The organism is Paraburkholderia sp. SIMBA_053 (assembly GCF_046534895.1).
GTDB classification, from domain to species: domain Bacteria; phylum Pseudomonadota; class Gammaproteobacteria; order Burkholderiales; family Burkholderiaceae; genus Paraburkholderia; species Paraburkholderia caledonica.
Genome location: NZ_JAWRXU010000002.1, coordinates 203,561 through 226,217, shown reverse-complemented (window position 1 = coordinate 226,217; position 22,657 = coordinate 203,561). Strand labels below are relative to the sequence as shown.

Annotated in this window: 18 protein-coding genes; 4 read left to right on the top strand and 14 right to left on the bottom strand. The window is 62.4% G+C overall.

The window, feature by feature from the left end; translation table 11 throughout:
- Nucleotides 1–371: 371 nt before the first annotated feature.
- On the top strand, nt 372–1,841 hold the full coding sequence (gene proP / locus SB753_RS07590; protein ID WP_020065467.1) for a glycine betaine/L-proline transporter ProP: 1,470 nt from the start codon (nt 372–374) through the stop codon (nt 1,839–1,841).
- 174 nt (nt 1,842–2,015) lie between these two features.
- Here proP and SB753_RS07585 read toward each other — a convergent pair whose 3' ends face one another.
- From SB753_RS07585 to SB753_RS07565, 5 genes are all read right to left on the bottom strand, one after another.
- Complete coding sequence (locus SB753_RS07585) at nt 2,016–2,504, bottom strand: metallophosphoesterase family protein (protein ID WP_410799827.1); 489 nt, start codon at nt 2,502–2,504, stop codon at nt 2,016–2,018.
- Nucleotides 2,505–2,601: 97 nt separating this feature from the next.
- The gene (locus SB753_RS07580) at nt 2,602–3,408 is read right to left on the bottom strand and encodes a hypothetical protein (protein ID WP_410799825.1); all 807 of its coding nucleotides are present in this window, start codon (nt 3,406–3,408) and stop codon (nt 2,602–2,604) included.
- Between the two features lie 2 nt (nt 3,409–3,410).
- A complete protein-coding gene (locus SB753_RS07575; protein WP_020065464.1) occupies nt 3,411–3,986 on the bottom strand; it encodes a TMEM175 family protein in 576 nt (191 codons plus the stop codon).
- Between the two features lie 95 nt (nt 3,987–4,081).
- Nucleotides 4,082–5,482: an FAD-containing oxidoreductase gene (locus SB753_RS07570; RefSeq protein WP_288823548.1), complete on the bottom strand. Its 1,401-nt coding sequence runs from the start codon at nt 5,480–5,482 to the stop codon at nt 4,082–4,084.
- 126 nt (nt 5,483–5,608) lie between these two features.
- A complete protein-coding gene (locus tag SB753_RS07565; RefSeq protein ID WP_310065485.1) occupies nt 5,609–7,906 on the bottom strand; it encodes a putative bifunctional diguanylate cyclase/phosphodiesterase in 2,298 nt (765 codons plus the stop codon).
- Between the two features lie 252 nt (nt 7,907–8,158).
- Between SB753_RS07565 and SB753_RS07560 the strand changes: the two genes are divergently transcribed.
- The gene (locus SB753_RS07560) at nt 8,159–8,752 is read left to right on the top strand and encodes a lysozyme inhibitor LprI family protein (protein WP_410799823.1); all 594 of its coding nucleotides are present in this window, start codon (nt 8,159–8,161) and stop codon (nt 8,750–8,752) included.
- Here SB753_RS07560 and SB753_RS07555 read toward each other — a convergent pair.
- The 4 genes from SB753_RS07555 to SB753_RS07540 form a co-directional block, all read right to left on the bottom strand.
- Nucleotides 8,749–9,279 (bottom strand): nucleoside deaminase, encoded by a 531-nt coding sequence (locus SB753_RS07555; RefSeq protein WP_020065460.1) that lies wholly within the window; start codon nt 9,277–9,279, stop codon nt 8,749–8,751. The genes SB753_RS07560 and SB753_RS07555 overlap by 4 nt on opposite strands.
- Before the next feature lie 79 nt (nt 9,280–9,358).
- Nucleotides 9,359–10,501: a BMP family ABC transporter substrate-binding protein gene (locus SB753_RS07550; RefSeq protein WP_020065459.1), complete on the bottom strand. Its 1,143-nt coding sequence runs from the start codon at nt 10,499–10,501 to the stop codon at nt 9,359–9,361.
- A gap of 156 nt (nt 10,502–10,657) precedes the next feature.
- Nucleotides 10,658–11,011 (bottom strand): ArsR family transcriptional regulator, encoded by a 354-nt coding sequence (locus SB753_RS07545; RefSeq protein WP_204520519.1) that lies wholly within the window; start codon nt 11,009–11,011, stop codon nt 10,658–10,660.
- Nucleotides 11,012–11,073: 62 nt separating this feature from the next.
- Complete coding sequence (locus tag SB753_RS07540) at nt 11,074–12,507, bottom strand: PLP-dependent aminotransferase family protein (protein WP_408171015.1); 1,434 nt, start codon at nt 12,505–12,507, stop codon at nt 11,074–11,076.
- A gap of 167 nt (nt 12,508–12,674) precedes the next feature.
- Between SB753_RS07540 and SB753_RS07535 the strand changes: the two genes are divergently transcribed.
- Nucleotides 12,675–15,023, top strand: coding sequence for an FdhF/YdeP family oxidoreductase (locus tag SB753_RS07535; RefSeq protein WP_410799821.1), 2,349 nt, complete (start codon nt 12,675–12,677; stop codon nt 15,021–15,023).
- A 50-nt stretch (nt 15,024–15,073) separates the two neighbouring features.
- Here SB753_RS07535 and SB753_RS07530 read toward each other — a convergent pair whose 3' ends face one another.
- The 5 genes from SB753_RS07530 to SB753_RS07510 form a co-directional block, all read right to left on the bottom strand.
- Nucleotides 15,074–15,577 (bottom strand): M48 family metallopeptidase, encoded by a 504-nt coding sequence (locus SB753_RS07530; RefSeq protein WP_020065455.1) that lies wholly within the window; start codon nt 15,575–15,577, stop codon nt 15,074–15,076.
- Between the two features lie 79 nt (nt 15,578–15,656).
- Nucleotides 15,657–16,955 (bottom strand): L-fuconate dehydratase, encoded by a 1,299-nt coding sequence (locus SB753_RS07525; protein WP_410799819.1) that lies wholly within the window; start codon nt 16,953–16,955, stop codon nt 15,657–15,659.
- Between the two features lie 42 nt (nt 16,956–16,997).
- Nucleotides 16,998–17,939 (bottom strand): ABC transporter substrate-binding protein, encoded by a 942-nt coding sequence (locus SB753_RS07520; protein ID WP_020065453.1) that lies wholly within the window; start codon nt 17,937–17,939, stop codon nt 16,998–17,000.
- An 89-nt stretch (nt 17,940–18,028) separates the two neighbouring features.
- Nucleotides 18,029–19,054, bottom strand: a complete 1,026-nt coding sequence (locus SB753_RS07515; protein WP_020065452.1) for an ABC transporter permease — start codon at nt 19,052–19,054, stop codon at nt 18,029–18,031.
- A 16-nt stretch (nt 19,055–19,070) separates the two neighbouring features.
- Nucleotides 19,071–20,582, bottom strand: coding sequence for a sugar ABC transporter ATP-binding protein (locus SB753_RS07510; protein WP_410799817.1), 1,512 nt, complete (start codon nt 20,580–20,582; stop codon nt 19,071–19,073).
- Between the two features lie 807 nt (nt 20,583–21,389).
- On the opposite strand from SB753_RS07510, the gene SB753_RS07505 reads away from it, so the two are divergent.
- On the top strand, nt 21,390–22,460 hold the full coding sequence (locus SB753_RS07505; protein WP_410799815.1) for a phytanoyl-CoA dioxygenase family protein: 1,071 nt from the start codon (nt 21,390–21,392) through the stop codon (nt 22,458–22,460).
- The last annotated feature ends 197 nt before the right edge of the window (nt 22,461–22,657 follow it).

Below are 22,657 nucleotides of genomic sequence, written 5' to 3'. Positions count from 1 at the left end.
GCGGTTTGAAGTCGCCCTTCGGTCATCCAAGGGTCATTCAGGCGGCGAATAAAGCACCGGCCTTTTTCGTTTCAAGCCTTCCAGTGGCGTAGTCCGGCCTCCAGCCGTCTGCGTCCTCATGCATCTGCCCCCCTCCACGGCCACGCAGGTGCAACAGTCAACACAATTTAATCGAGTGTTTTTTCGCGACCTGGCTCGCGAGGCACGGGCGTTTGCTGCTATTGCCGCGCTTTCGCGTTTCTTTTCCGACGCGCGCCCACTCTTTCGCCTTCGCGGCGCAAGAACGCCATCGCCCCGTTTGCGAAACTGCACTTCCCAGCAACCGTGGCGGAACGCATCATGAGTTTCGTCGCAGTCATCGGAGTTTTACCTTGACCGCTTCCAGCAACGGCTTCTGGCGACATCACAAACAAGAACAGCGCCTTTCTCTCGACGACATCACCGTCGTCGACAACTCGCTCCTCAAACGTGCCGTCGGCGCCATGGCGCTCGGCAACGCAATGGAATGGTTCGATTTCGGCGTGTACAGCTACATCGCTGTCACGCTCGGCAAAGTGTTCTTCCCGTCGTCGAGCCCTTCCGCCCAGTTGATCGCCACGTTCGGAACGTTTGCCGCCGCATTTCTCGTGCGCCCGGTCGGCGGCATGGTGTTCGGGCCGCTCGGCGACCGCATCGGCCGTCAGCGCGTACTCGCAATGACCATGATCATGATGGCGATCGGCACGTTCGCGATCGGGCTGATCCCGAGCTATGGCTCGATCGGCATCCTCGCGCCGGCGCTGCTGCTCGTAGCGCGTCTGGTGCAAGGCTTTTCGACCGGCGGCGAATACGGCGGAGCAGCCACCTTCATCGCCGAATTTTCGACCGACAAGCGGCGCGGCTTCATGGGCAGCTTCCTTGAGTTCGGTACGCTGATCGGCTACGTGCTCGGCGCAGGCACGGTTGCGGTGCTGACCGCGACGCTGTCGAACGATGCGCTGCTGTCGTGGGGCTGGCGTGTGCCGTTCCTGATCGCCGGTCCGCTGGGCCTGGTGGGTCTTTATATCCGGATGAAGCTCGAAGAAACGCCCGCGTTCAAGAAGCAGGCCGAGCAACGCGAAGCCGAAGACAAGGCGGTGCCGAAGCAGTCGCTGCGCAATCTGCTCATGCAGCAATGGAAGCCGTTGCTGCTGTGCGTCGGCCTCGTGCTGATCTTCAACGTGACCGACTACATGGCGCTCTCGTACCTGCCGAGCTACCTGTCGGCCACCCTGCACTTCAACGAATCGCACGGCCTTTTCATCGTGCTGCTCGTGATGGTACTGATGATGCCGATGACGCTCGCAGCCGGCCGTCTGTCCGACACGATCGGCCGTAAGCCGGTGATGCTGTTCGGCTGCGTGGGTCTGTTCGCGCTGTCGATCCCTGCCCTGCTGCTGATCCGCATGGGCACGCTGGTGCCCGTGTTCGGCGGCCTGATGATTCTCGGCGTGCTGCTGTCGTGCTTCACGGGCGTGATGCCGTCGGCACTGCCGGCGCTGTTCCCGACCAAAATCCGCTACGGCGCGCTGGCCATCGGCTTCAATATCTCGGTGTCGCTGTTCGGCGGTACGACGCCGTTGGTGACCGCATGGCTCGTCGACCGCACCGGCAATCTGATGATGCCTGCGTACTACCTGATGGGCGCGTCGCTGATCGGTATCGTCTCCGTGATGGCGCTTCGCGAAACCGCCCGCAAGCCGCTGCTCGGCTCGGGCCCTTGCGTGGCGACGCGCGCCGAAGCGCACGCAGTACTGCGCGGCGAACGTGAAGCCGAAGAGATGGACGAACGCTACGCAGCCACTGCTACGGCGCGTGCGTGATTGACTGCGGCGCGGTAGCCGCGGTGACGCGACACGATTCCTTCGGCAGTCGCCGCTAACCGCGGTATCAGGCTTGATTGCGGTAATCGCGCTAGCGAAGCCGACGTACCGCGCGGCATTCCAGTTACATCGAAAATAGACGTACGACGGGCCGGCAGATTTGCCGGCCCGTTTTCATTTCAGCAGCAGATCGAATCTCGCCTGCGCGCGCGATCCTTCGACCGTCAGGATGCCCGCCGACACCGGCAGCTTGAAGCGCCGCGGCCCCGCACTGCCGGGGTTGATGAACAGCACGCCGTCGCGCTCGGTGATCGACGGCTTATGCGAATGGCCGGTCACCACCACGCCGATACCGTCGTTGCGCGGATCGGCTGGCACGTCGGCGATGTCATGCACGACAAGAATCGCGACCTGCTGCACGTTGAGCGTCGCATGCGTAGGCAGCGACGCGGCCCACTCGCCGGTGTCGTTATTGCCGCGCACGACGGTGAGCGGTGCGATCTGACGGAGCGCCTCCAGCACGGCCTCGTTACAGATGTCGCCCGCGTGAATGATGGCGTCGCAGCCCGCGAGATATTCGAGCGCTTCGGGACGCACGAGGTTGTGCGTGTCGGAGATGAGACCGATGCGGCTCGATGGCGCGCGACGATTAGACGAAGTCATGACGACAGTATCCGTGAAGCTCGGGTCTGGTCGCAATCAGGCTCGTTGCACGCAGACTAGCTGCGCAAGGGCGATCGCCCGCAAGCACCGGCAAAAATCAATCCACCGTCTGCTGCAACGATGTCTCACGTGACACCGCTTGCAGCGGCCGGCTCGAATCCAGCATGCGCCGCGTCGCGCCCTGCACGACGACGGAAATCGCCGACGCGCACGCAAAGCTCAGCCACACGCCATAGCGCGGCAACATCGCTGCTGTCACCGCGAAGAACGCCGCAAACGAGCCGCGCCCGATCACCATGCCGCGCATCAGCAACGCAACGAAGCCAGGGCCGTGTTCACGTTGCGCCGACACGGCGAGCACGATGCCGAGCAACGGAAACACCGATAGCAGGCCGCTCCACGTCGCGCCCATCGACGCGGACAGGCTCGTGACAGCGAGCGTCAGCAGCGCGCCGGCAAGCATGCGCATGGCAAGGTCGACCGCGCCCAGGCGTCCGGCCGGCACGTGCGCTGACACGCGCGGCAAGGCGCTCTGCGAAACCGCGACCGCCACGCAAGCCGCGCCCACCGCCCAGACTAGCGAGTGGCGCAGATGAACGAGCAACACCGCCGCTGTCAGCCACCCGCTCATGCCCGCAGCCAACGCGAGCGGCCAGGGCCACCGGCGGCAACTCCACGCATATGTGAAATTGAATGCTTCCGACGCGGCAATCGCCGCAATCGACGCGACCGACGCCGGCGCTGCGAACGACGGTCCGCGCTCCAGTGCGAGCAGCAGCACGATCGGTCCCGCGACGACCGGCAGGCCCGCGAGCCATCCCGCGACCGACGGTCCCCACAAGCGTCCCGCGATCGTCAGCGCGGCGAGAAACGCCGGCACGAGCGCGAGCTTCAGCGCCAGCACGCTCAGGCTTCCATCACATGCTCGATGCGCCGGTCCGGCACGAGCCACCATGCCGCAGCAAGCGCGTAGAGCGCCGCCGAAATCCACGGTGCGACGAACGCGAGCGCAATGCCCGCCAGATAAATCGCCACCGACACTTTCCCTTTGATGTCGTTGCCCACCGCTTTTGCGAGCGTCGAGTCATGACCGTGCGCACGGATCAGCGTGCGCGTCAGGATGAAGTACGCGATGGCCGACATGAACAGCACGACGCCGTACATGGCAGTGGGCCACGAGGCAAGATGATTTTCGCCGACCCAATGCGTGACGGCGGGAAGCAGCGACAGCCAGAACAGCAGATGCAGATTGGCCCACAGCACGCCGCCGTTGACCCTTTGCACCGCATGGAACATGTGATGATGATTGTTCCAGTAAATGCCCACGTAGATGAAGCTCAGCACATAGGCGGCGAATACCGGCACGAGCGGAGTCAGTGCGGCGAGATCGAAGCCTTCCGGTACCTTGATTTCCAGCACCATGATCGTGATGATGATGGCGATCACGCCATCGCTGAAGGCTTCGACACGTCCCTTGCCCATCGGCTGTTCCTCGAATGAATGCGATTGAATGCGATTGAATGCGGGGCGATTATCCGCGATGGCGCGACGCTTTGTCGATGCGCGCCGCGCTCGCGTTACTTCAGCGGCTTCAGGCCGTCGAGCAAGGTCGGCACCAGTTCGCTGATGGTCGGGTGAATGTGCATCGCGTATTGCAAGGTGGGATACGGCGCGCCCGCCGTCATGATATCGATGAAGGTATGAATCGCCTCGTCGCCTTCTATACCGTGGATCGCCGCGCCGAGAATCTGCCGGGTGTGCGGGTCGGCAAGCACCTTCATGAAACCGTCGGTCTCGCCGCGCTCGCGAGCGCGGCCCACGCGCGACATCGGCATGGTCGCGATCAACGCGTCGCGGCCGCTCTTGCGCACGTCGTCTTCGGAAAGGCCCACGCGCGCGAGCGGCGGGTCCACGAACACCGCGTACGCCATGATCCGTTTGTCGACAGTGCGCGTGCCGCCATCGAACAGATTGGCCGCGACGATCTGGTAATCGTCGTAGGACGTATGCGTGAACGCGCCTCGCCCGTTGATGTCGCCGATCGCCCATACGCCCGGAACGTTGGTGCGCAACTGGCCGTCCACCGGAATCGTGCCATGCCGGTCGGTTTCGATGCCGGCTGCGGCAAGACCGAGATCGTCGGTATTCGGTTTGCGGCCGGTTGCGAACAGCAGGTGCGACGCCTCGAGCGCCGGAACATTCTGCTCGAAGCCGATACACACCTCATTCTCGCGATGCGGATGCGGCTCGACGCGCGAAGGCTGCACTCCGAAACGGAACTCCACGCCCTCACGCGCCAGCACGCTCTGCACCGACTCCGCAAAGTCGGCGTCCTCGCGCGTGAGCACACGATCGCCGCGCACCAGCACCGTCACTTCGCTGCCGAAGCGGCGAAACACCTGCGCGAATTCGAGCGCGATATAACTGCCCCCGACGATCACGAGCCGGCTTGGCAACTCCGTGATCTCAAGCAGACTCGAGTTGGTGTAATAGCGGGCTCGCTCGATCCCTTCAAGCGGCGGCACCACGGCACGGGTGCCCGTATTGAGGAAAATTTCGTCCGCGCTCAGTTCGTGCAGCACAGCTCCGTCCGGCCCGCTGACGGCAAGCGTGTGCGGCCCGGTGAAGCGCGCATGGCCGGTGAACACCGTGAGGTTCCTGGCGCCCCGCAGCCAGGCCTCGACGCCGTCGTGCGACTGGCCCACGATCTTGTCCTTGCGCGCCTTAACCGCTGCCATATCCACGCCGACCGCGCCGCCAATATGCACGCCCAGCCTTGCCGCATGGCGCGCCACGTGCGCCGCGCGGGCGCTCGCCACATACGCCTTTGTCGGCGTGCAGCCGACGTTCACACAGGTCCCGCCGAACGCCGCGCGTTCAATGACCGCCGTGCGGCGGCCGCTTTTGCCAAGACGCACGGCGAGCGGCGCGCCGCCCTGTCCCGTGCCGATCACAACCGCGTCGAAGTGCTGTGCCATCGCAAGTCTCCTGGGGCTCAGATGCAGGTCGTTGCATCTTACGCCCAGTCTTCAGCGCGGTTATGTCACGCTGCCGATCCTCGCGGATTGAGAACCCTCGCGACATACGCCAACACGGCGAGCGGATTACGTCGCCGCATACACATCCGCCAACGCGCGTGCATACGCGCTCGCTCCCACTGGCCGGCTGTACAGATAACCCTGCTGTTTGTCGCAATCGATCGAACGAAGGAATGCGGCCTGCTCGGGCGTCTCCACGCCTTCCGCGGTGACGTTCATACCGAGCGAGTGCGCCATGGCCACCACGGCCTGCGTGATCGCGATCGAATCGCGATGATCGGGCAAGCCCGCCACGAACGACCGGTCTATCTTCAGGTTGTGCAACGGAAAGCGTTTCAGATACGACAGCGACGAATAGCCAGTGCCGAAGTCGTCGACGGAAATACGCACGCCCGTCGCGCTCAACGCGAGCAGCATGGGCAGCACGGTGTCGCTGTCGCTCATCAGAAGCCGCTCGGTGATTTCCAGTTCGAGCGCCGCCGGCTCGAGCCCGGAGTGGTCCAGACAGCGCCTGATCCGCTCCACCAGACCGTCGTTGAACTGGCGCGGCGACAGATTCACCGCGACGATCAGATCCGGCGCGAGCGTGCGCCGCCATTGCGCCGCCTGCTCGCAGGCACGGGCGAGCACCCAGTCGCCGATCTCGACGATCAGGCCCGCGTCTTCCGCAACCGGAATGAACTCGGCCGGCGAGACATTGCCAAGCTCGCTGTTGTACCAGCGCAGCAGTGCCTCCGCGCCGATGGTCCGGCCGGCGTGACTATCGACGATCGGCTGATACACGAGACTGAGCTCGTGGGCGGCGAGCGCGCGGCGCAGCGACTGCTCGATCAGGAACCGGCGTTGCAGTTGCTGATTGAGTTCGGCCGTGAAGAACTGGAAGTTGTTGCGCCCGCGCTGTTTTGCGTGATACATCGCCGAGTCGGCGTTGCGCATCAGCGTAGGAGCGTCCTGGCCGTCTTCGGGAAAGCGGCTGATGCCAATCGACGCGCCCAGGTAGTACTCGTTGTCCGCCACCGCGAACGGCACCGCGATTTCCCCGAGGATGCGACGCGCGAGGCCGACTATCTGCTCGTTGCATTCGCAGGCGCTCACCACGATCACGAACTCGTCGCCGCCCACGCGCGCGAGTGTGTCGTCCGGGCCGACGCAGCCGGCAAGCCGCTCGGCGACCCGTCTCAGTAACGCGTCGCCGGCCTCATGACCGGCCGTGTCGTTGACCTTCTTGAATCCGTCGAGATCGACGAACAGCACGGCGACGCTCGTAAGCTCGCCGCTGTAATTCGGGTTGCCGGGTGCGAACAGGCTGTTCATGCGCTCCGTCAGATAGGCCCGGTTGTAGAGCCCGGTGAGGGAATCGCGCGTCGCGAGAAATTTCAACTGGCGCTGCGCCTCGCGCACCGGGCCGATGTCGGTAAACGAGATCAGTACGGAGTCGGGCTTGCTCTCGCCCGGCTTCAGAATCGGCACGACATTCTCGGTGACCCAGATCACTTCGCCGTTCACCAGTTCGAGCGCCAGTGTGACGCCGAGCATCGGCTTGCCGCTCGCAAGCACCTGCGCGACAGGCCGCTCATGCTCGGCCACGGGCGAGCCGTCCTCGTGAAAGCCACGCACCATCACCGTGCGGATACTGCGTCCGACAATCTGCGGACCGGTGCGCAACATGCGTTGCGCACTCGGATTGCAGGCCAGCACGACGCCCGAGCGAGACTGCACGACAATGCCCTCGATCAGATGATCGACGACCAGCCGGTGGTGCTCCTCGCTGTTCGCAAGCCGCTGCGCCATCGCGTCCTGATGCACGGCAAGCCCGACGCTGCGGCTGATATCGCGGAGCATCGTCTCTTCCTGCGCGGTAGGACGGCGCGGCTCGCGATGATAGACGGCGAACGCGCCCAGCACGGCGCCGGCGTCGTTCTCGAACGGCACCGACCAGCACGCGCGCAAGCCGTGCGGCAACGCAAGCGCGCGGAAGTCCGCCCATAGCGAATCCGTCTCGATGTCCTCGACCACCACCAGCCGCCGCTCGTACATCGCGGTGCCGCAAGAGCCCGCGCTCGGACCGATCGGCACGCCGTCGATCGCCGTGCTGAACTCCGCCGGCAACGACGGCGCGGCGCCCATTTTCACGTGTACGCCGTCGTCGTCGAGCAGCAGGATCGAGCACGACGCGCCCCCGCCCAGCAGCGCTTCCGCGCGGTGGCAGACTTCTTCCAGCAATTCCGGCAACGGCGTATTGCGCGTGATCAGCCGCAACACGCTACGCTCCGACGCCAACACCTCTTCGGCCAGATCCGGCCGGTAATGGCCGGCATCGGGCGTCGCTCCTACGTCCATGCGTGATGTCGCTTCGCGGTTCATATATGCGCCCCCCAACCCAACATCGGCAAGAAAGCGTAAGCAGCGCATCAGGGTATACCCGCCAAACGTGAAGATGTCCGCCGGGCGTGCTTCCGTTTGTCCTGCATTGCGCGATCCGGAGTGTCGGGCGGACCCGCGCGACGCAACATCTGGTAATCACTCGCGGTAAGTGCCGCGTTTTTCCGGCGTCTCGATCGCACGGGATCGGACGATCATCCGTTGCATGAAAAACCATGCATCGCGGGAATCGTCATGAAAATCGTCCGCTCCGTTCTGATCGCCGGGCTGCTGATCGCGCATTCGCCCGTTCAGGCCGCAAGTTTCAACTGCACGAAGGGCCGTTCCTTCACCGAGAAGATGATCTGCAGCGACACGGCGTTGTCGCGTCTTGACGACACGCTTGGGCAGCTCTACTGGAAAGCGCGCCGACGAGCGCCGGATCGGCGCGGCTTTATCGCCGACAGCGACAGCAAATGGGCCTGGCGCGAGGCCAATTGCCGGGACGCGGCGTGTCTCGGCACGTGGTACGCAACACGTATCGACGAGCTTCAGCAGTTGCTGGCGAGCCTCCCGACGGGCGCGCCGCCTGCGCTCGCCCAACCCATGGAACCTGCCGATGCGTTCAAACCCGCGCGCAAGCCCGCGCCCCCGGAGCGCTCACGCAAGCCGTCCGTGCCTGCGAGTCCCACCGTCGAAACGGCAATGCGCCAATGCACGGCCGCGAATCCGGGGATCGCAATCGGCGAGCAGTGCCCGAGCGTCATCAAGCAGAACGACGGCCGGTGGAAATACCGGCCGCATGGCGGCGACTGGTTCTGCGGCATCGCGATGCTGGAGCGGAGCTAGCGGCTATTCCAGAACCTGCGCTGCACGTCCATTACCTCGGACTCGACTTCGGCGACCGGGCCGATCACTTCGACGCGCTTCTGACAGTGATCGAAGACATACCGGCAATCGACGCTCATGGTCGGATTCTCGGCGTGATCTCCGGTCGCCTCCAGCAGGCGCTTCTCCGTCATGCCGAACACCACCCGGCCGATGTTCGCCCAATACATCGTGCCCGCGCACATGCAACACGGCTCGACCGACGTGTACAGCGTGCAACTCCACAAGTAGGCGGGAGTGAAGTTGAGCGCCGCCACGCGAGCGAGCACCGACTCCGCATGGTTCACGGTGTCGACGTTGCCTTGCTCCATCAACACGGTTTCCTGGTCCGGGCCGACCAGCACCGCGCCGAACGGGTGATGCCCGAGCAGCGTCGCGCGCTCGGCGATCCGGCTCGAATGCCGCAGATGCCGCACGATCTGCTCGTGCGTGGGCGTCAAACCTTGCGGCGGAAAGCCAGCCGCATCGGCGCCGGCGGTTGCGCTCATCTCCCCGCTCGGAACAGTCAGACTCACGGGTGTACTCCTTTTTTACTGTCGGCAGGATGGAAAGTTCATGCGGTTCGCGTTACTTCGGCAGCGAGCCGTCGACGCCCTGCACGAACCAGTTCAACCGCAGCAGCTCCGCGTCGCTCAGCGACTTGCCCGCCGCAACCTTCACCGCCCCGGACTGATCCACGATCGGCCCGGCGAACGGATTGAACTTGCCCGAGATGATGTCGTCGCGCTTCTGGCTCAACGCCTTTTGCGCAGTCGGCGACACCGCTTCGGTGTTGATATCGGCGAGATCGATCGCCTTCTCTTTCAGGCCCCACCACACCGGCGCGTTGTTCCATGTGCCCGCCATGACCTGCTGCACCAGATACGTGTAATACACGCCCCAGTTGCTCACGCACGCACCCAGTTGCGCGTTGGGCCCGAACTTCTTCATGTTCGAATCCCAGCCGAACGCGTGCACCTTCTTCTGCTCGGCGGTCTGCATGGTGGCAGTCGAATCCGTGTTCTGGATGAGAACGTCCGCGCCCTGGCCGATCAGCGTTTCGGCGGCCTGCTTCTCGCGGCCCGGATCGAACCAGCTATTGATCCACACGACCTTGACGCGCACCTTCGGGTTCACGGAGCGCGCGCCCATCGTGAAAGCGTTGATGTTGCGCACCACTTCCGGCACCGGCACCGAGCCCACGAAGCCAAGCGTGTTCGACTTCGTCGTGTAACCGGCGACGAGCCCGGCGAGATAGGCGCTCTGGTAGGTGCGCACGTCGTACGTCGCGAAGTTGGCCGCTTTCTTGTAGCCGGTCGCGTGTTCGAACACCGTATCCGGGAAGTCTTTGGCGACTTTCAGTTCGAAGTCCTGGAAGCCGAAGCTCGAACCCACCACGATCTTGTTGCCCTTCGACGCGAGATCGCGGAACACGCGCTCAGAGTCTGCGGACTCGGGCACGTTCTCGATGCGTGTCACCTTGATCTTGTCGCCAAACTTTGCCTCGACCTCTTTTACGCCCTGTTCGTGCGCGTAGGTCCAGCCGGCGTCGCCGGGATTGCCGAGGTAGACAAACGCAATGCCGACGGGCTGCGCGGTGGCCGCCGACGCTGCCGTGGCAGCAAAGCCCAAGCTGAGGCCGACGGTCGCGGCACATGCCGCGACGAGCGCGGTCCGGGCAGTCTTGATACGCAATGATCGATGCAGCGCTCGCGCCAGCGTTGTTTTCATGAATTCTCCGAAATCGATTAAGGGGTTCGCCTGGCGCCCGTTGGTGCGGGCAGGCCTCCAGCATAGGGGGCCATATTCCGAGGTCAATTTCAGAGGAAAAATTATTCGCTGTTATCCCGTGTATAACGGAACCGGTATTGCGCGCGGCGCGATTAACTAGTGAAGGCTCGGCGGCGAAGTGTCGTCGGGGTCGGGCGCCCCGTCATCGCCCGCGGCACCGCTCTCGCCGAACAGCTCCGCGCACACTTCCCGGCCGCTGTCGCTCAGACGCGCGGTGCCGGCGCCCTCTTCGTCGAAAGTCGTCTCCACCAGACCGCTGTCGACGAGCACCGTCAACTGCCGCCGAAGCGCGCTCATCGGCACGTTGGCCTGCTTGGAGAGCCTCGCTAACGACCACGCGCCGCTGCGCATCTCGCGGCGCGGCCTCACGTCTCCCAAGCTTTCTCGATGCGCGCGCCAAAGCTGCCCCAGCACGGCGATCAGCACCGGGTCGATTTCATCGTCATCCATTCGTGTCTCCTTCTTACTGTTTTTGTCTGCCTGGCTCTGCTGCATCAACTCGTGCAAGCGCTTCACGCCATCTGCGTCACCAGTTCGCCCAGTGTCTTCAACGCCGCCTCCGTTTGCGCAGTCCACGGGTAGCTGTAATTAAGCCGGATGAAATGGCGAAAATCGTTGCGCGTCGAAAACATCATGCCCGGGCCGACCGTAATGCTGCGCGCGAGCGCCGCCTGATAAAGGCGCATCGAATCGACACGCTCGGGCAACTCCACCCACAACACATAGCCGCCTTGCGGCGTCGAGATACGGGTGCCGGCCGGAAAGAAACGCCGCACCAGCGCGGTCATGATGCTCGCCTGCTGCCGGTAGACCTTGCGAACATGCCGCAGATGCCGGTCGTATGCATCCTGCCGCAGATAATCGGCGACCGCGACCTGCGGCACGGAAGGCGTCGTGAGCGTGTTCAAAAACTTCAGCTTCTCGACCTGCGCACGATAACGCCCCGGCAACGCCCAGCCTATCCGGTAAGACGCCGTGAGGCTCTTTGAAAAAGACGCGCAATGCAGCACGAGCCCTTGCGTGTCGAAGCTTTTCAATGCCGACGGCCGCGTCTCGCCGAAATACAACTCCTGATAAACGTCGTTCTCGATCACCGGAATCTGATGCGCGGCGAGCAATTCGACGAGTTGCCGCTTGCGCGCATCCGGCATCTGGAAACCGAGCGGATTCTGGAAGTTCGGCATCACCATGCAGGCGGCGATCTTCTGCCGCTCGATGACCTGTGCGAGTGCGTCGATGTCGATGCCGTCGACCGGATGCGTCGCTACCTCGATAGCGCGCATACCGAGACGCTCGATCGCGTGCAGCATCGCGTAGTAAGTCGGCGATTCGACGGCCACTGTGTCGCCCGGCTTGGCGACCGCCTGCAGGCTCAAGTTGATGGCCTCGGTGGCGCCGAGCGTGATGACGATCTCGTCCGGATCGACCGGCATGCCGTTCTCGGTATAGCGCCGGGCGATCTGCCGGATCAGCTCCGGGTTGCCGGGCGGCAGATCGTCGATCAGGTTCCAGCTCGCCTGACGGCGCGCAATCGCGTTCGCGTACTGGTTGATGCGCCGCCACGGAAATAGCGATGGATCGGGATACGGCGAGCCAAACGGAACGGCGTCGTGCGCGCGAATGCTGCGAAGCGTCGACAGAACGAGGCGGCTCACGTCGACTTCCGCGGCAACGGGCGCGACCAGCGCGGCAGGCTTGCCGCCCGCCCGCCGGGTCTCGGGCCGAAACGCGTGCAGCGCGGCTTCGCGCACGAAGTATCCGGACTGCGGGCGCGTCTCGACAATGCCGCGGCTCTCCAGCAACGCGTACGCATGCAGCACCGTCTTGATGCTCACGCCATGCTGCTGGCTCGCCTGCCGCACCGAAGGAATCCGCTCACCCGCGGCGAACACGCCCCGGCGCACGGCTTCGGTGATTTCATCGGCGAGCTTTTCGTACAGTTTCAAGGACGTGGCTCAAGGAACTGGATGGTTTGAGACGCCAGTCTATGACAAATCGCAAGCAACTGTATCCCTTCCTTTTTTGATTTTCTGTATGCTGCACTGCGATTGGAACACAGTAGCCTTGGAACATCGGCCCGAAAAGCCATGACAAGACCACGCGCGGCAACCTCATGAAAAAAACCGACACACGCAGCGAATCCGGCAGCGAACCTCGCATCGAGCCATACAAGCATCCGGCAGCCGGCTGGGGCGCGCTCAAATACGTCGCCATCAACCTGATCAAGGAAAAGGTGACGGGCGGCAACTACCGCACGCTGCTCAAACAGAATCAGCCTGACGGCTTCGACTGCCCCGGCTGTGCATGGCCCGACCGCGAGCACGCATCCACGTTCGAGTTCTGCGAGAACGGCGTAAAAGCGGTGGCCGCGGAGGCAACCAGCAAGCGCGTGACGCCCGCGTTCTTCGCGGAGCACACCGTCGCCGAACTGATGACGCAGTCCGACTTCGAGTTGGAGCAGCACGGCCGCCTGACCGACCCGCTCGTCTATGACGCGATGCGCGACCGCTACGTGCCGATCGGCTGGGACGAAGCGTTCGATCTGATCGCGAGCCATCTGCAGCGTCTCGACGACCCGAATGAGGCAGCGTTCTATACGTCCGGCCGCGCGAGCAACGAAGCAGCGTTCCTGTACCAGTTGTTCGTCCGGATGTACGGCACCAACAATTTCCCCGATTGCTCGAACATGTGCCACGAAGCGACGAGCCGCGGCCTGCCTCACACCGTGGGCATCGGCAAGGGCACGGTGACGCTCGACGACTTCGAACATGCCGACACGCTGCTGATCTTCGGCCAGAACCCCGCGACCAACCATCCGCGGATGCTCGGTGAACTGCGCGAGTGCGCAAAGCGCGGCGCGACGATCGTGTCGATCAATCCGCTGAAAGAACGCGGACTCGAGCGTTTTGCGAGCCCGCAGCATCCAGTGGAAATGCTGACGATGGGCAGCACGAAGATCAGCTCCGTGTTCATCCGCCCGAAGGTCGGCGGCGACTTCGCGCTCATCAAGGGCGTCGCCAAGCGCGTGATCGAACTGGACGACGAGGCTCAGGCTTCCGGGCTGGAACGCGTGCTCGACGTCGCGTTCATCGCTGAACATACGGTCGGCTTCGAGGCCTTCGCCGAAGATCTGCGCGCGGAAAGCTGGGAGACCATCGTCGCCGAAGCAGGCGTGCCGTTCGAGGACGTGCTGAAGCTCGCCGACATCTACGTGAAGGGCCGCGCGGTAATCTCGACATGGGGCATGGGCCTCACGCAGCACAAGAATTCGGTGCCGACGGTACAGCTGCTGTCGAACCTGATGATGATGCGCGGCAATATCGGCCGGCGCGGCGCGGGCCTGTGCCCGGTGCGCGGACACTCGAACGTGCAGGGCGACCGCACCGTGGGCATCGAAGAAAAGCCGACGCAGGCGTTCCTCGACCGGCTCGGCGAGGCCTACAATTTCGAGCCGCCGCGCGAGCATGGGCTCGACGTGGTCAATACGATTCAGGCGATGCTCGATGGCAAGGTCAAAGTGTTCATCGGCCTTGGCGGCAACTTTTCGATTGCGACGCCCGACACGCCGCGCACATGGGAAGCCATGCGCTCGTGCGATCTGACCGTGCATATCACGACGAAGCTCAACCGCAGCCATCTCGTGCATGGCCGCGACGCGCTGATTCTGCCGACGCTCGGCCGCACCGAGATCGACTTGCAGAACGGCGTTGCGCAAGGCGTGAGCGTCGAAGATTCGATGAGCATGGTGCACATCTCGTACGGCATGAACAAACCGGCGTCGGAGAACCTGCTGTCGGAAATCGCGATCGTCGCGCGCATGGCGCATGCGACGCTCGGCAGCGACAAGGTCGATTGGCTCGCGCACGCCGCGGATTACTCGCTGATTCGCGACGGCATCGAGAAAGTAATCGACGGCTTTCACGATTACAACGAGCGGCTCAAGCGCCCGGGCGGCTTCCACCTGGGCGTCGCATCGCGCGAGCGGATCTGGAAAACGCCCAGCGGCAAGGCGCAGTTTCTCGTGCATCCCATCGCGCTCGACACGCCGATTCATCGCGCACGAGAACAGCACGGCGAACGCCTGATGACGCTGATGACGACCCGTTCGCACGATCAGTACAACACGACGATCTACGGCCTCGACGACCGTTATCGCGGCGTATATGGACAGCGGCGCGTGCTGTTCGCCAACAAGGACGACATCGCGATGCTGGGGTTTGTCGCCGGACAGCGCGTGGACATTACGAGCGTGTGGGCCGATGGTATCGAACGTCACGCAGATGGTTTTCTGCTAGTCGAATACGACATTCCGCGCGGTTGCCTCGGCGCTTACTACCCGGAGACAAATCCGCTCGTGCCGCTGTCGTCGGTCGCGGACGGTGCGGGTACGCCCACATCGAAGTCCATTCCGGTGTTGCTGAAGGCGTCGGCTGTCGAAATGGCTGAAGCGGTCGCCGCCTGAGAAGGCCATGACGTGCCGCGCGCTTTCGTTTGGATAAACCGTGGCACGTATCAAGCCTGACTCTTCGCCGACTCGCGATGGGTCAGGTAAAGCCGCAGGTCGAATTCGATCTGGTGGTAACCCGGCTGCATGAACTCGCAGAGGCGGTAGAACGCCTTGTTGTGGTCGCTCTCTTTCAGATGCGCGAGTTCGTGCACGACGATCATTTTCAGAAACTCCGGCGCCGCCGTTTTGAATAGCGACGCAATGCGGATTTCCTTCTTCGCTTTGAGCTTGCCACCCTGCACGCGCGAAATGCTGGTATGCAGGCCCAGCGCGTGACGCACTACGTCGAGCTTGCTGTCGTAAGTGACTTTGTCGATCTGCTCCGCGCTGCGCAAATGCTCACGCTTCAATTCCGCGCAGTATGTGTAGAGCGCACGGTCCGTCTGGACTTCGTGCGAGTTCGGATAGCGCGCGGCGAGATAGGCGCCGAGCTGGTCGTCGGCGATCAGCTTTTTGACTTTCTCCAGCAATGCGGGCGGATAGCCGCTCAGATATTTCAGTTGATGCATGGTCGTGGCTTTGCATGAGCGCCGCTTGAGAATGCGGAACGCTGAACGCCAAGTTTACACGGCCAGGCCAGCAACGCGCTCAAGGGCGCCAAACGGGACCGTCAGGAAAGTCGTGCTGGTCGAGCGAGGCCGCGTGCATTTCGATGCTGTAGCCCGGCCGCTGCGGCGGCATATAACGGCCATTGCGGATCACGACAGGATCGACGAAATGCTCATGCAAGTGGTCCACATATTCGAGCACCCGGTTTTCGAGCGACGCCGATACGCAAATGTAGTCGAACAGCGAAATATGCTGCACGTACTCGCATAGGCCGACGCCGCCCGCGTGCGGACACACGGGCACGCCGAACTTCGCCGCCATCAGCAGTACGACGATTACTTCGTTCAAGCCGCCCAAACGGCAACTGTCCACCTGACAGAAATCGATTGCGTGCGCCTGCAGCAACTGCTTGAACATCACGCGATTATGGCAATGCTCGCCCGTCGCCACACCGATTGGCGCAAGGCGGCGGCAGATCGCCGCATGACCGAGAATGTCGTCGGGGCTCGTGGGCTCTTCGATCCACCACGGGTCGAACTGCGCGAGATGCCGCATGTTCGCGATGGCTTCGTCCACATCCCACACCTGATTCGCGTCCATCATCAGCTTGCGGTCCTGGCCGATTTCTTCGCGCAGGATGCGAGCGCGGCGCATGTCCTCGTCGAGATTGCCGCCGACCTTCTGCTTGAAATGCGTCCAGCCTTGAGCGACGCCTTCGCGCGCGAGCCGGCGAATCTTGTCGTCGTCATAGCCGAGCCAACCTGCTGACGTCGTGTACGCAGGATAGCCGTGCGCGAGCATTTCGTTTTCGCGCCCGCTTCTGGTAGCCGCGTGCCGATGCAGCATCGCGATGGCCTCCTGCGGCGTGATCGCGTCCGTCACATAGCGGAAGTCCAGGCACCGCACCAGTTCTTCCGGGCTCATATCGACAAGCAGTTTCCAAACCGGCTTGCCTTCCGCCTTTGCCCACAGGTCCCACGCCGCGTTGACGACCGCAGCCGTGGCGAGATGGATCGCGCCCTTGTCCGGACCGATCCAGCGCAACTGGCTGTCCGAGGTCAGCATGCGCCAGAAAGCGCCCATGTCCGAAGCAATCTCTTCGAGCGTTCTACCGACGACAAGCGGAGCGAGCGCCTCCACCGCCCTCACGCAGATCTCGTTGCCGCGGCCGATCGTGAATGTCAGCCCATGGCCGGTAAGCGCGTGTGGCGCATCCGTTTCAAGGGTCACGTAGGTGGCCGAATAATCGGGCGCGGCGTTCATCGCATCGGAGCCGTCGAGCGAGCGCGAAGTCGGAAACCGGATGTCCCTGACGGACAGCGTGGTAATCGTGGTCATGTGAGCACGCTCCTCGACGGCAGTTCGTTAAGCGACGATCAATCAATCGTAGAGCACTGCGGCGATCTTTGGATCGTTCATGTTGCTCTTGTCGTACCAGTAAAAGCCGGTGTCGACTTTCTTCGGCAGCTTCTCGCCCTTGAGCGCTTTCACCGCGGAATCGACGACGCATTTACCGATCCCGATCGGGTTCTGCGTGATCGCGCCGGCCATCAACCCGGAGTTGATGTCGTCTTTCTGCTCCTTGCCGGAGTCGTAGCCGATCAGCACGAGCTTCTTGCCCGATTCCTTGACGCCGATAGCCGCGCCTTCCGCCGAACCCTCATTGGCACCGAAAATGCCCTTGATATTCGGATTCGCCTGGATCATCGCCTTGGCGATTTCGGCGGACTTCAGATGGTCCCCGCCGCCGTACTGCACCGAGACGATCTTGACGTTCGGATGCTTGCTTTTCATTTCGTTGAGGAAACCGTCGCGGCGGTCAATGCCCGTGCGACTCGTCTGATCGTGCACGATGACGCCCACTTCCCCTGCATTGCCGATCGCCTCGGCCATCTTGTCGGCGGCGAGCGCGGCGGCCGCGAGATTGTCGGTCGAGCAGGTCGTGAGCGGAATGTCGCTGTCTACGCCGGAGTCGAATGCAATAACCGGAATCTTCGCGGCCTGCGCTCTTCGCAGCAGCGGGATGGCCGCCTTGCTGTCGAGCGCGGCGATGCCGAGCGCCTGCGGTTTTTTCGCGAGCGCGGCCGACAGCATGTCTATCTGCTTGTCGACCATGGCTTCCGTCTCCGGTCCTTCGAAGGTGATTCTGACCTTGTGTTCTTTCGCGCCCTGTTCGGCGCCTGCCTTGACCGCCTGCCAGAACTGGTGCTGGAAGCCCTTGGAAATGAGCGGAATGTAGACCTCGTCCGCGTGTGCGAGATTCGCGCCGCCGACGAGCGCGCCGACGCCTATGACGACGCCGAATAGTTTGCGATTCAACATGAAATATCTCCTCCTGAGGTGTGGACCCTTCTTCTTCAGCTGTGCAGGAAGCCTTGTGGCGCCTCCCGTTGTTGATATTGTCGCGAGCGTCAGCTCTTCCTGCGTCGCAAGATGTCCGCGTAGACCGCGAGAATGATGATGAGGCCAGTCACCACGATCTGCCATTCCTGAGCAACGGACATGATGCGCAAGCCGTTGGTCAGCACGCTCATAATGAATGCGCCGATGATGGTGCCGAGTATCGTGCCCGAGCCGCCCGAAAGCGAGGTCCCGCCGATCACTACGGCCGCAATCGCTTCGAGCTCGTAACCCTGGCCGAGCGCCGGCTGCGCCGAATTCAGCCGCGACGCGATCAGCAACCCCGCAATACCGCAAATTGCGCCGCCCAGGCCGTAAATGGCGATCTTCCACCTGTCGACGTTCACGCCCGAAAGCCGCACCGCTTCTTCGTTGCTGCCGAGCGCGAACGTGTAGCGGCCAAGCGCGGTGCGATTGAGCGTGACGGAACTCACGATCGCGAGAAAGAACAGAATCAGCACTGCGTTGGGAATCGGCAGGCTCGGCACCAGATAACCGATCAACGAGTCCTGCGAAATCATGTAGAAGTTTTCGGTGTCGGTGAAATAGATCGGCTTGTCGGCCGACACGACAAGCGAGAGCCCCTTGAGCAGCAGCATCATGCCGAGCGTCGCGATGAACGGCGGTATCTTCATCTTCGCGGTGAGCGTGCCCGAAATGGTGCCGCAGATCGCGCCCGTGCCGATCGCGGCAATCACGCCGAGCCACATCGGCAAATGCCAGTACGTGAGAAACACGCCGCAAATGACTGCGGTGAAGGTCATCAGCGTGCCGACGGACAGATCGATGCCGCCGGTGATGATGACGAACGTGGAGGCAATCGCGAGGACTCCGTTGACCGCCGTCGCCTGCAGAATGCCGAGGATGTTGTCCATCTGCATGAAAGCGGGCGACGCGAAGCTGAAAAACACCAGCAGAAGGATCAGGCTTGCGAAGGCGAGCAGCTTCTGCAACGCAGTCGGCGAGAAGATGCGGGCTCTCAGGCCGGTTAAGCGCCGCTGGCCGGTCAGCGCGGAAGAATCGGGTTGCATTGTCATAGCGTCCTCTCGCGGCTTACGCCGCTTTCAGTGTTTGGCGCTGCGTGGCCAGATGCATGATGCGCTCCTGGGTCGCCTGCTCCGCCGGGAGTTCGCCGGTGATACGGCCCTCGCACATCACGACGACACGGTCGCTCATGCGCAATATCTCCGGCAGTTCCGACGAAATCATCACGATCGCCTTGCCCTCGTCCGCGAGCGAGCGCAGCAGCTTGTAGATTTCGCTTTTCGCGCCGACGTCGATGCCGCGCGTCGGTTCGTCGAAGAACAGCACGTCGCAGTCGCGCTCCAGCCACTTCGCAATCACGATCTTCTGCTGGTTGCCGCCCGACAGCAGCCGCACTTCCTGCGCGGCGGACGGCGTGCGAATCGCGAGCAGATTGATGAAGTGGGACGCGCGGCGGCGCATTCGCGCGCGGCGCAGAAAAAAGTTGAGCGACAGGAAATTGCGCAGGTTCGACATGACGATGTTCGATTCCACATCCATGCCGGTGGCGAGCCCGAAACGCTTACGGTCCTCCGACAGATAGCCGATGCCATGCGCGACGGCGTCGCTCGGCGTTCTGATCGAGGCCTTCGCGCCTTCCACGAAGATCTCGCCGGACTCGACCGGATCGGCGCCGAACACGGCTCGCGCGACCTCGGTGCGCCCCGCGCCCATCAGGCCGGCAAAGCCCAATATCTCGCCTTTGCGCAGCGTAAAACTCACGTCCCGCACGAGCGGGCCGGCGTGGAGATTTCTGACTTCGAGCGCGATCTCGCCTTGCGACGCAGCCCGCCCGGCGGGCGCAACGTCGCTCAAGGTGCGCCCGACCATCATGCCGATGATCGCCTCGACGCTCGTGTCGGCGGCGGCGACGGTGGCCACGTACTCTCCGTCGCGCAGTACGGTGACGCGATCGGCGATCTGCTTGAGCTCGTCCATCTTGTGCGAGATATAGACGACGCCGACGCCACGCTGCTTCAGTTCACGGATGATGCGAAAAAGCTCGGCGATTTCGGCGTCGTTGAGCGCCGACGTAGGCTCGTCCATGATGAGCACGCGCGAGTCGAACGACAAAGCCTTGGCGATTTCGACCATCTGCTGGCTCGCAACCGTGAGGTTGCCGACCATGGCGCGCGGGTCGATATTCACATGCATGCGCGAGAGGATTTCGCGCGCCTTCGCATTGAGCTTGTCTTCGTCGAGAAAGAGGCCAAGCCGCCCGCGAGGCTCGCGGCCGATGAAGATGTTCTGGGCGACCGTCAGGTGATTCATCAGTTGGAGTTCCTGATGAATGATGCCGATGCCCGCGGCTTGCGCGTCACGCGGGCTCTGCAACTCCACCGTCTGTCCACCGAGGAGAATCTCGCCGGAATCGCGGGTGTAGACGCCGGCGAGGATTTTCATCAGCGTCGATTTGCCGGCGCCGTTTTCGCCCATCAGCGCGTGGACTTCGCCCTCGACCAGGTCGAACTGAACGTCGTGAAGCGCCCGCACGCCGGGAAAGCTCTTGCTGAGCTTTTTGACGGAAATCAACGGGGTCATGGCGCGAAGCCGATGACGAGCGAGCGGCGAACGCCCGCATCAACCCGGGAGACGGGTCGCGAAAGCGCCGGGCGGCCCGGCATTATTCGAATGAAATCGCAACGAGAAGCCAGGCACATTGCTGGACCCCCAAACCGATGTGCGACGATTCTACGACGCGCGACGGGAGCGGCTCAAGCTCAGGCATTCCCCAGTGTGTGCAGTGCTTACGTGGTGGGGTTTGTGCACAGTTTGGGATTGGGGTGGGGGCGGCGGTAACGGATACCGCCACCGGCAGGGAAAGCAGATGAATCAAGTCGATATGCAAACCCACGGCGTCCGCGGAGCGACATCGCAAGAAGCGGGAGCCACGTTACGACTCACGCATCATCTTTGGAAGCGCACGGCGGCTCCGAAGAAGGGGGATTCGTGGTCACCTTCCGGGATATTCCGGAGGCCATTACCTGGAGCAATGCCCTTGATGAGGCTCGCTCCATGGCCGCTGAGGCGTTGCTCTCGGCAATGGATTCTTATTTCGAAGATTAGCGGCCGGTTCCGGCGCCGTCCAAGGCAAAAGAAAGGCGAGGAGTTGATCAACCTTCTCGCGATCGAGTCGGCGAAGGTACTTTTTGCGAGCACATCGACCTTGCTGACGTAGAAAGTGACTAGTAAAAACCAGCTCAAAACTTGGCTACCTCCGCGTCTATCCCTCTCCCTACATCCGCTGCAGATGAATGTCCGTCGCGCGACTTGGGGCGTTTACCTTTGCTGTAAAATTCGCCGACCCGTTTTTGCGCCCCGCGATGTCCACAGAGGTAACAAAAGAGAATGACAGGAAAATTCACGAACTTGCTCCCGGGTGTGCCCAGCGTCGAGAGCCCGTTTTTCAAGCAGATTTTTGCGGACCCGTCGGTCGACGCCGAAACGCTTAGGGTCGCCACTGATTTGAATCGCGACGGCTATGCAATTATCAAGTTTCCCGACGACGACTTTGACGCGATTGCAGCAGCCATCAAGTCAAATCTTCACGATCAGTACGATTGGGCCACGTGGCGGGAAAAGTGGTACGACGCCAAAGTCGGCCTGCGAGTCCTTGATGCATGGAAGACCGACGAAAACGTTCGTCGAATTGCCACGAACGCGAAAGTGATCGACTTGCTGTCCAAGCTTTTCGGACGGCAAGCGTGGCCGTTTCAAACCCTGAATTTCCCTGTCGGCACGCAGCAGCATGTCCACTCTGACTCGATTCACTTCAGCTCAGTGCCGGAGCGCTTCATGTGCGGCGTATGGACGGCTCTCGAAGACATTGGTGAAGATGCCGGCCCGCTCCTGTACTATCCCGGCTCACACAAATGGCCCGTCTACACGAACGAACACATCGGCTACTGCGCCACAGAGCCAGTCACAGAAACAAACAAGATGGACTACGAGACAATGTGGGACGCATTGATCGAAGCCCATGGAGCAAAGCCGGCCATCTTCACACCAAAAAAAGGCGAGAGCGTCATCTGGCTATCAAACTTGTTGCATGGCGGTCTTGAGCACAAGAACAAAGAAAAGACTCGCTGGTCGCAAGTGACACACTATTACTTCGAAGGCTGCGCGTACTATCGTCCGTTCAGATCCGACCCGTTCTATGGCTCGATCTATTTTTCGAAAATGAACGACATGATCACCGGCGAGCCGGTGAAACACCAATACAGCGGCTTCAATATTCCTGAGAGCTTCATAGACTCGTCTTTCAATAATTGCAGCGCACAAAAAGCGGTGATCCCTGCAGACTTTGACCCGCAGCAGTACCTGCTAGCTAATCCCGACGTCTTTGAGGCCGGAGAAGATCCAGTCTTGCACTACCGCCTGCACGGTTGGCGCGAAGGACGGCGACTCAGGCCAGAATGACCCGTGGCCGATGCATATTGAACGCCGGTGGCGGATGCCCCGGTCGTTGTCTTCCTATGCCGCATACGCGGTGATCGGGGCTGAGGAAGGAAGAACGTTCCTCTTGCGTTGGCGGCGAGCGGGTTCTGTCGATGACTGTATTTGGTGAGCGCGCATTGCTGACGCGCGCTCAGACATTGGAAAATGTTGGAATACCC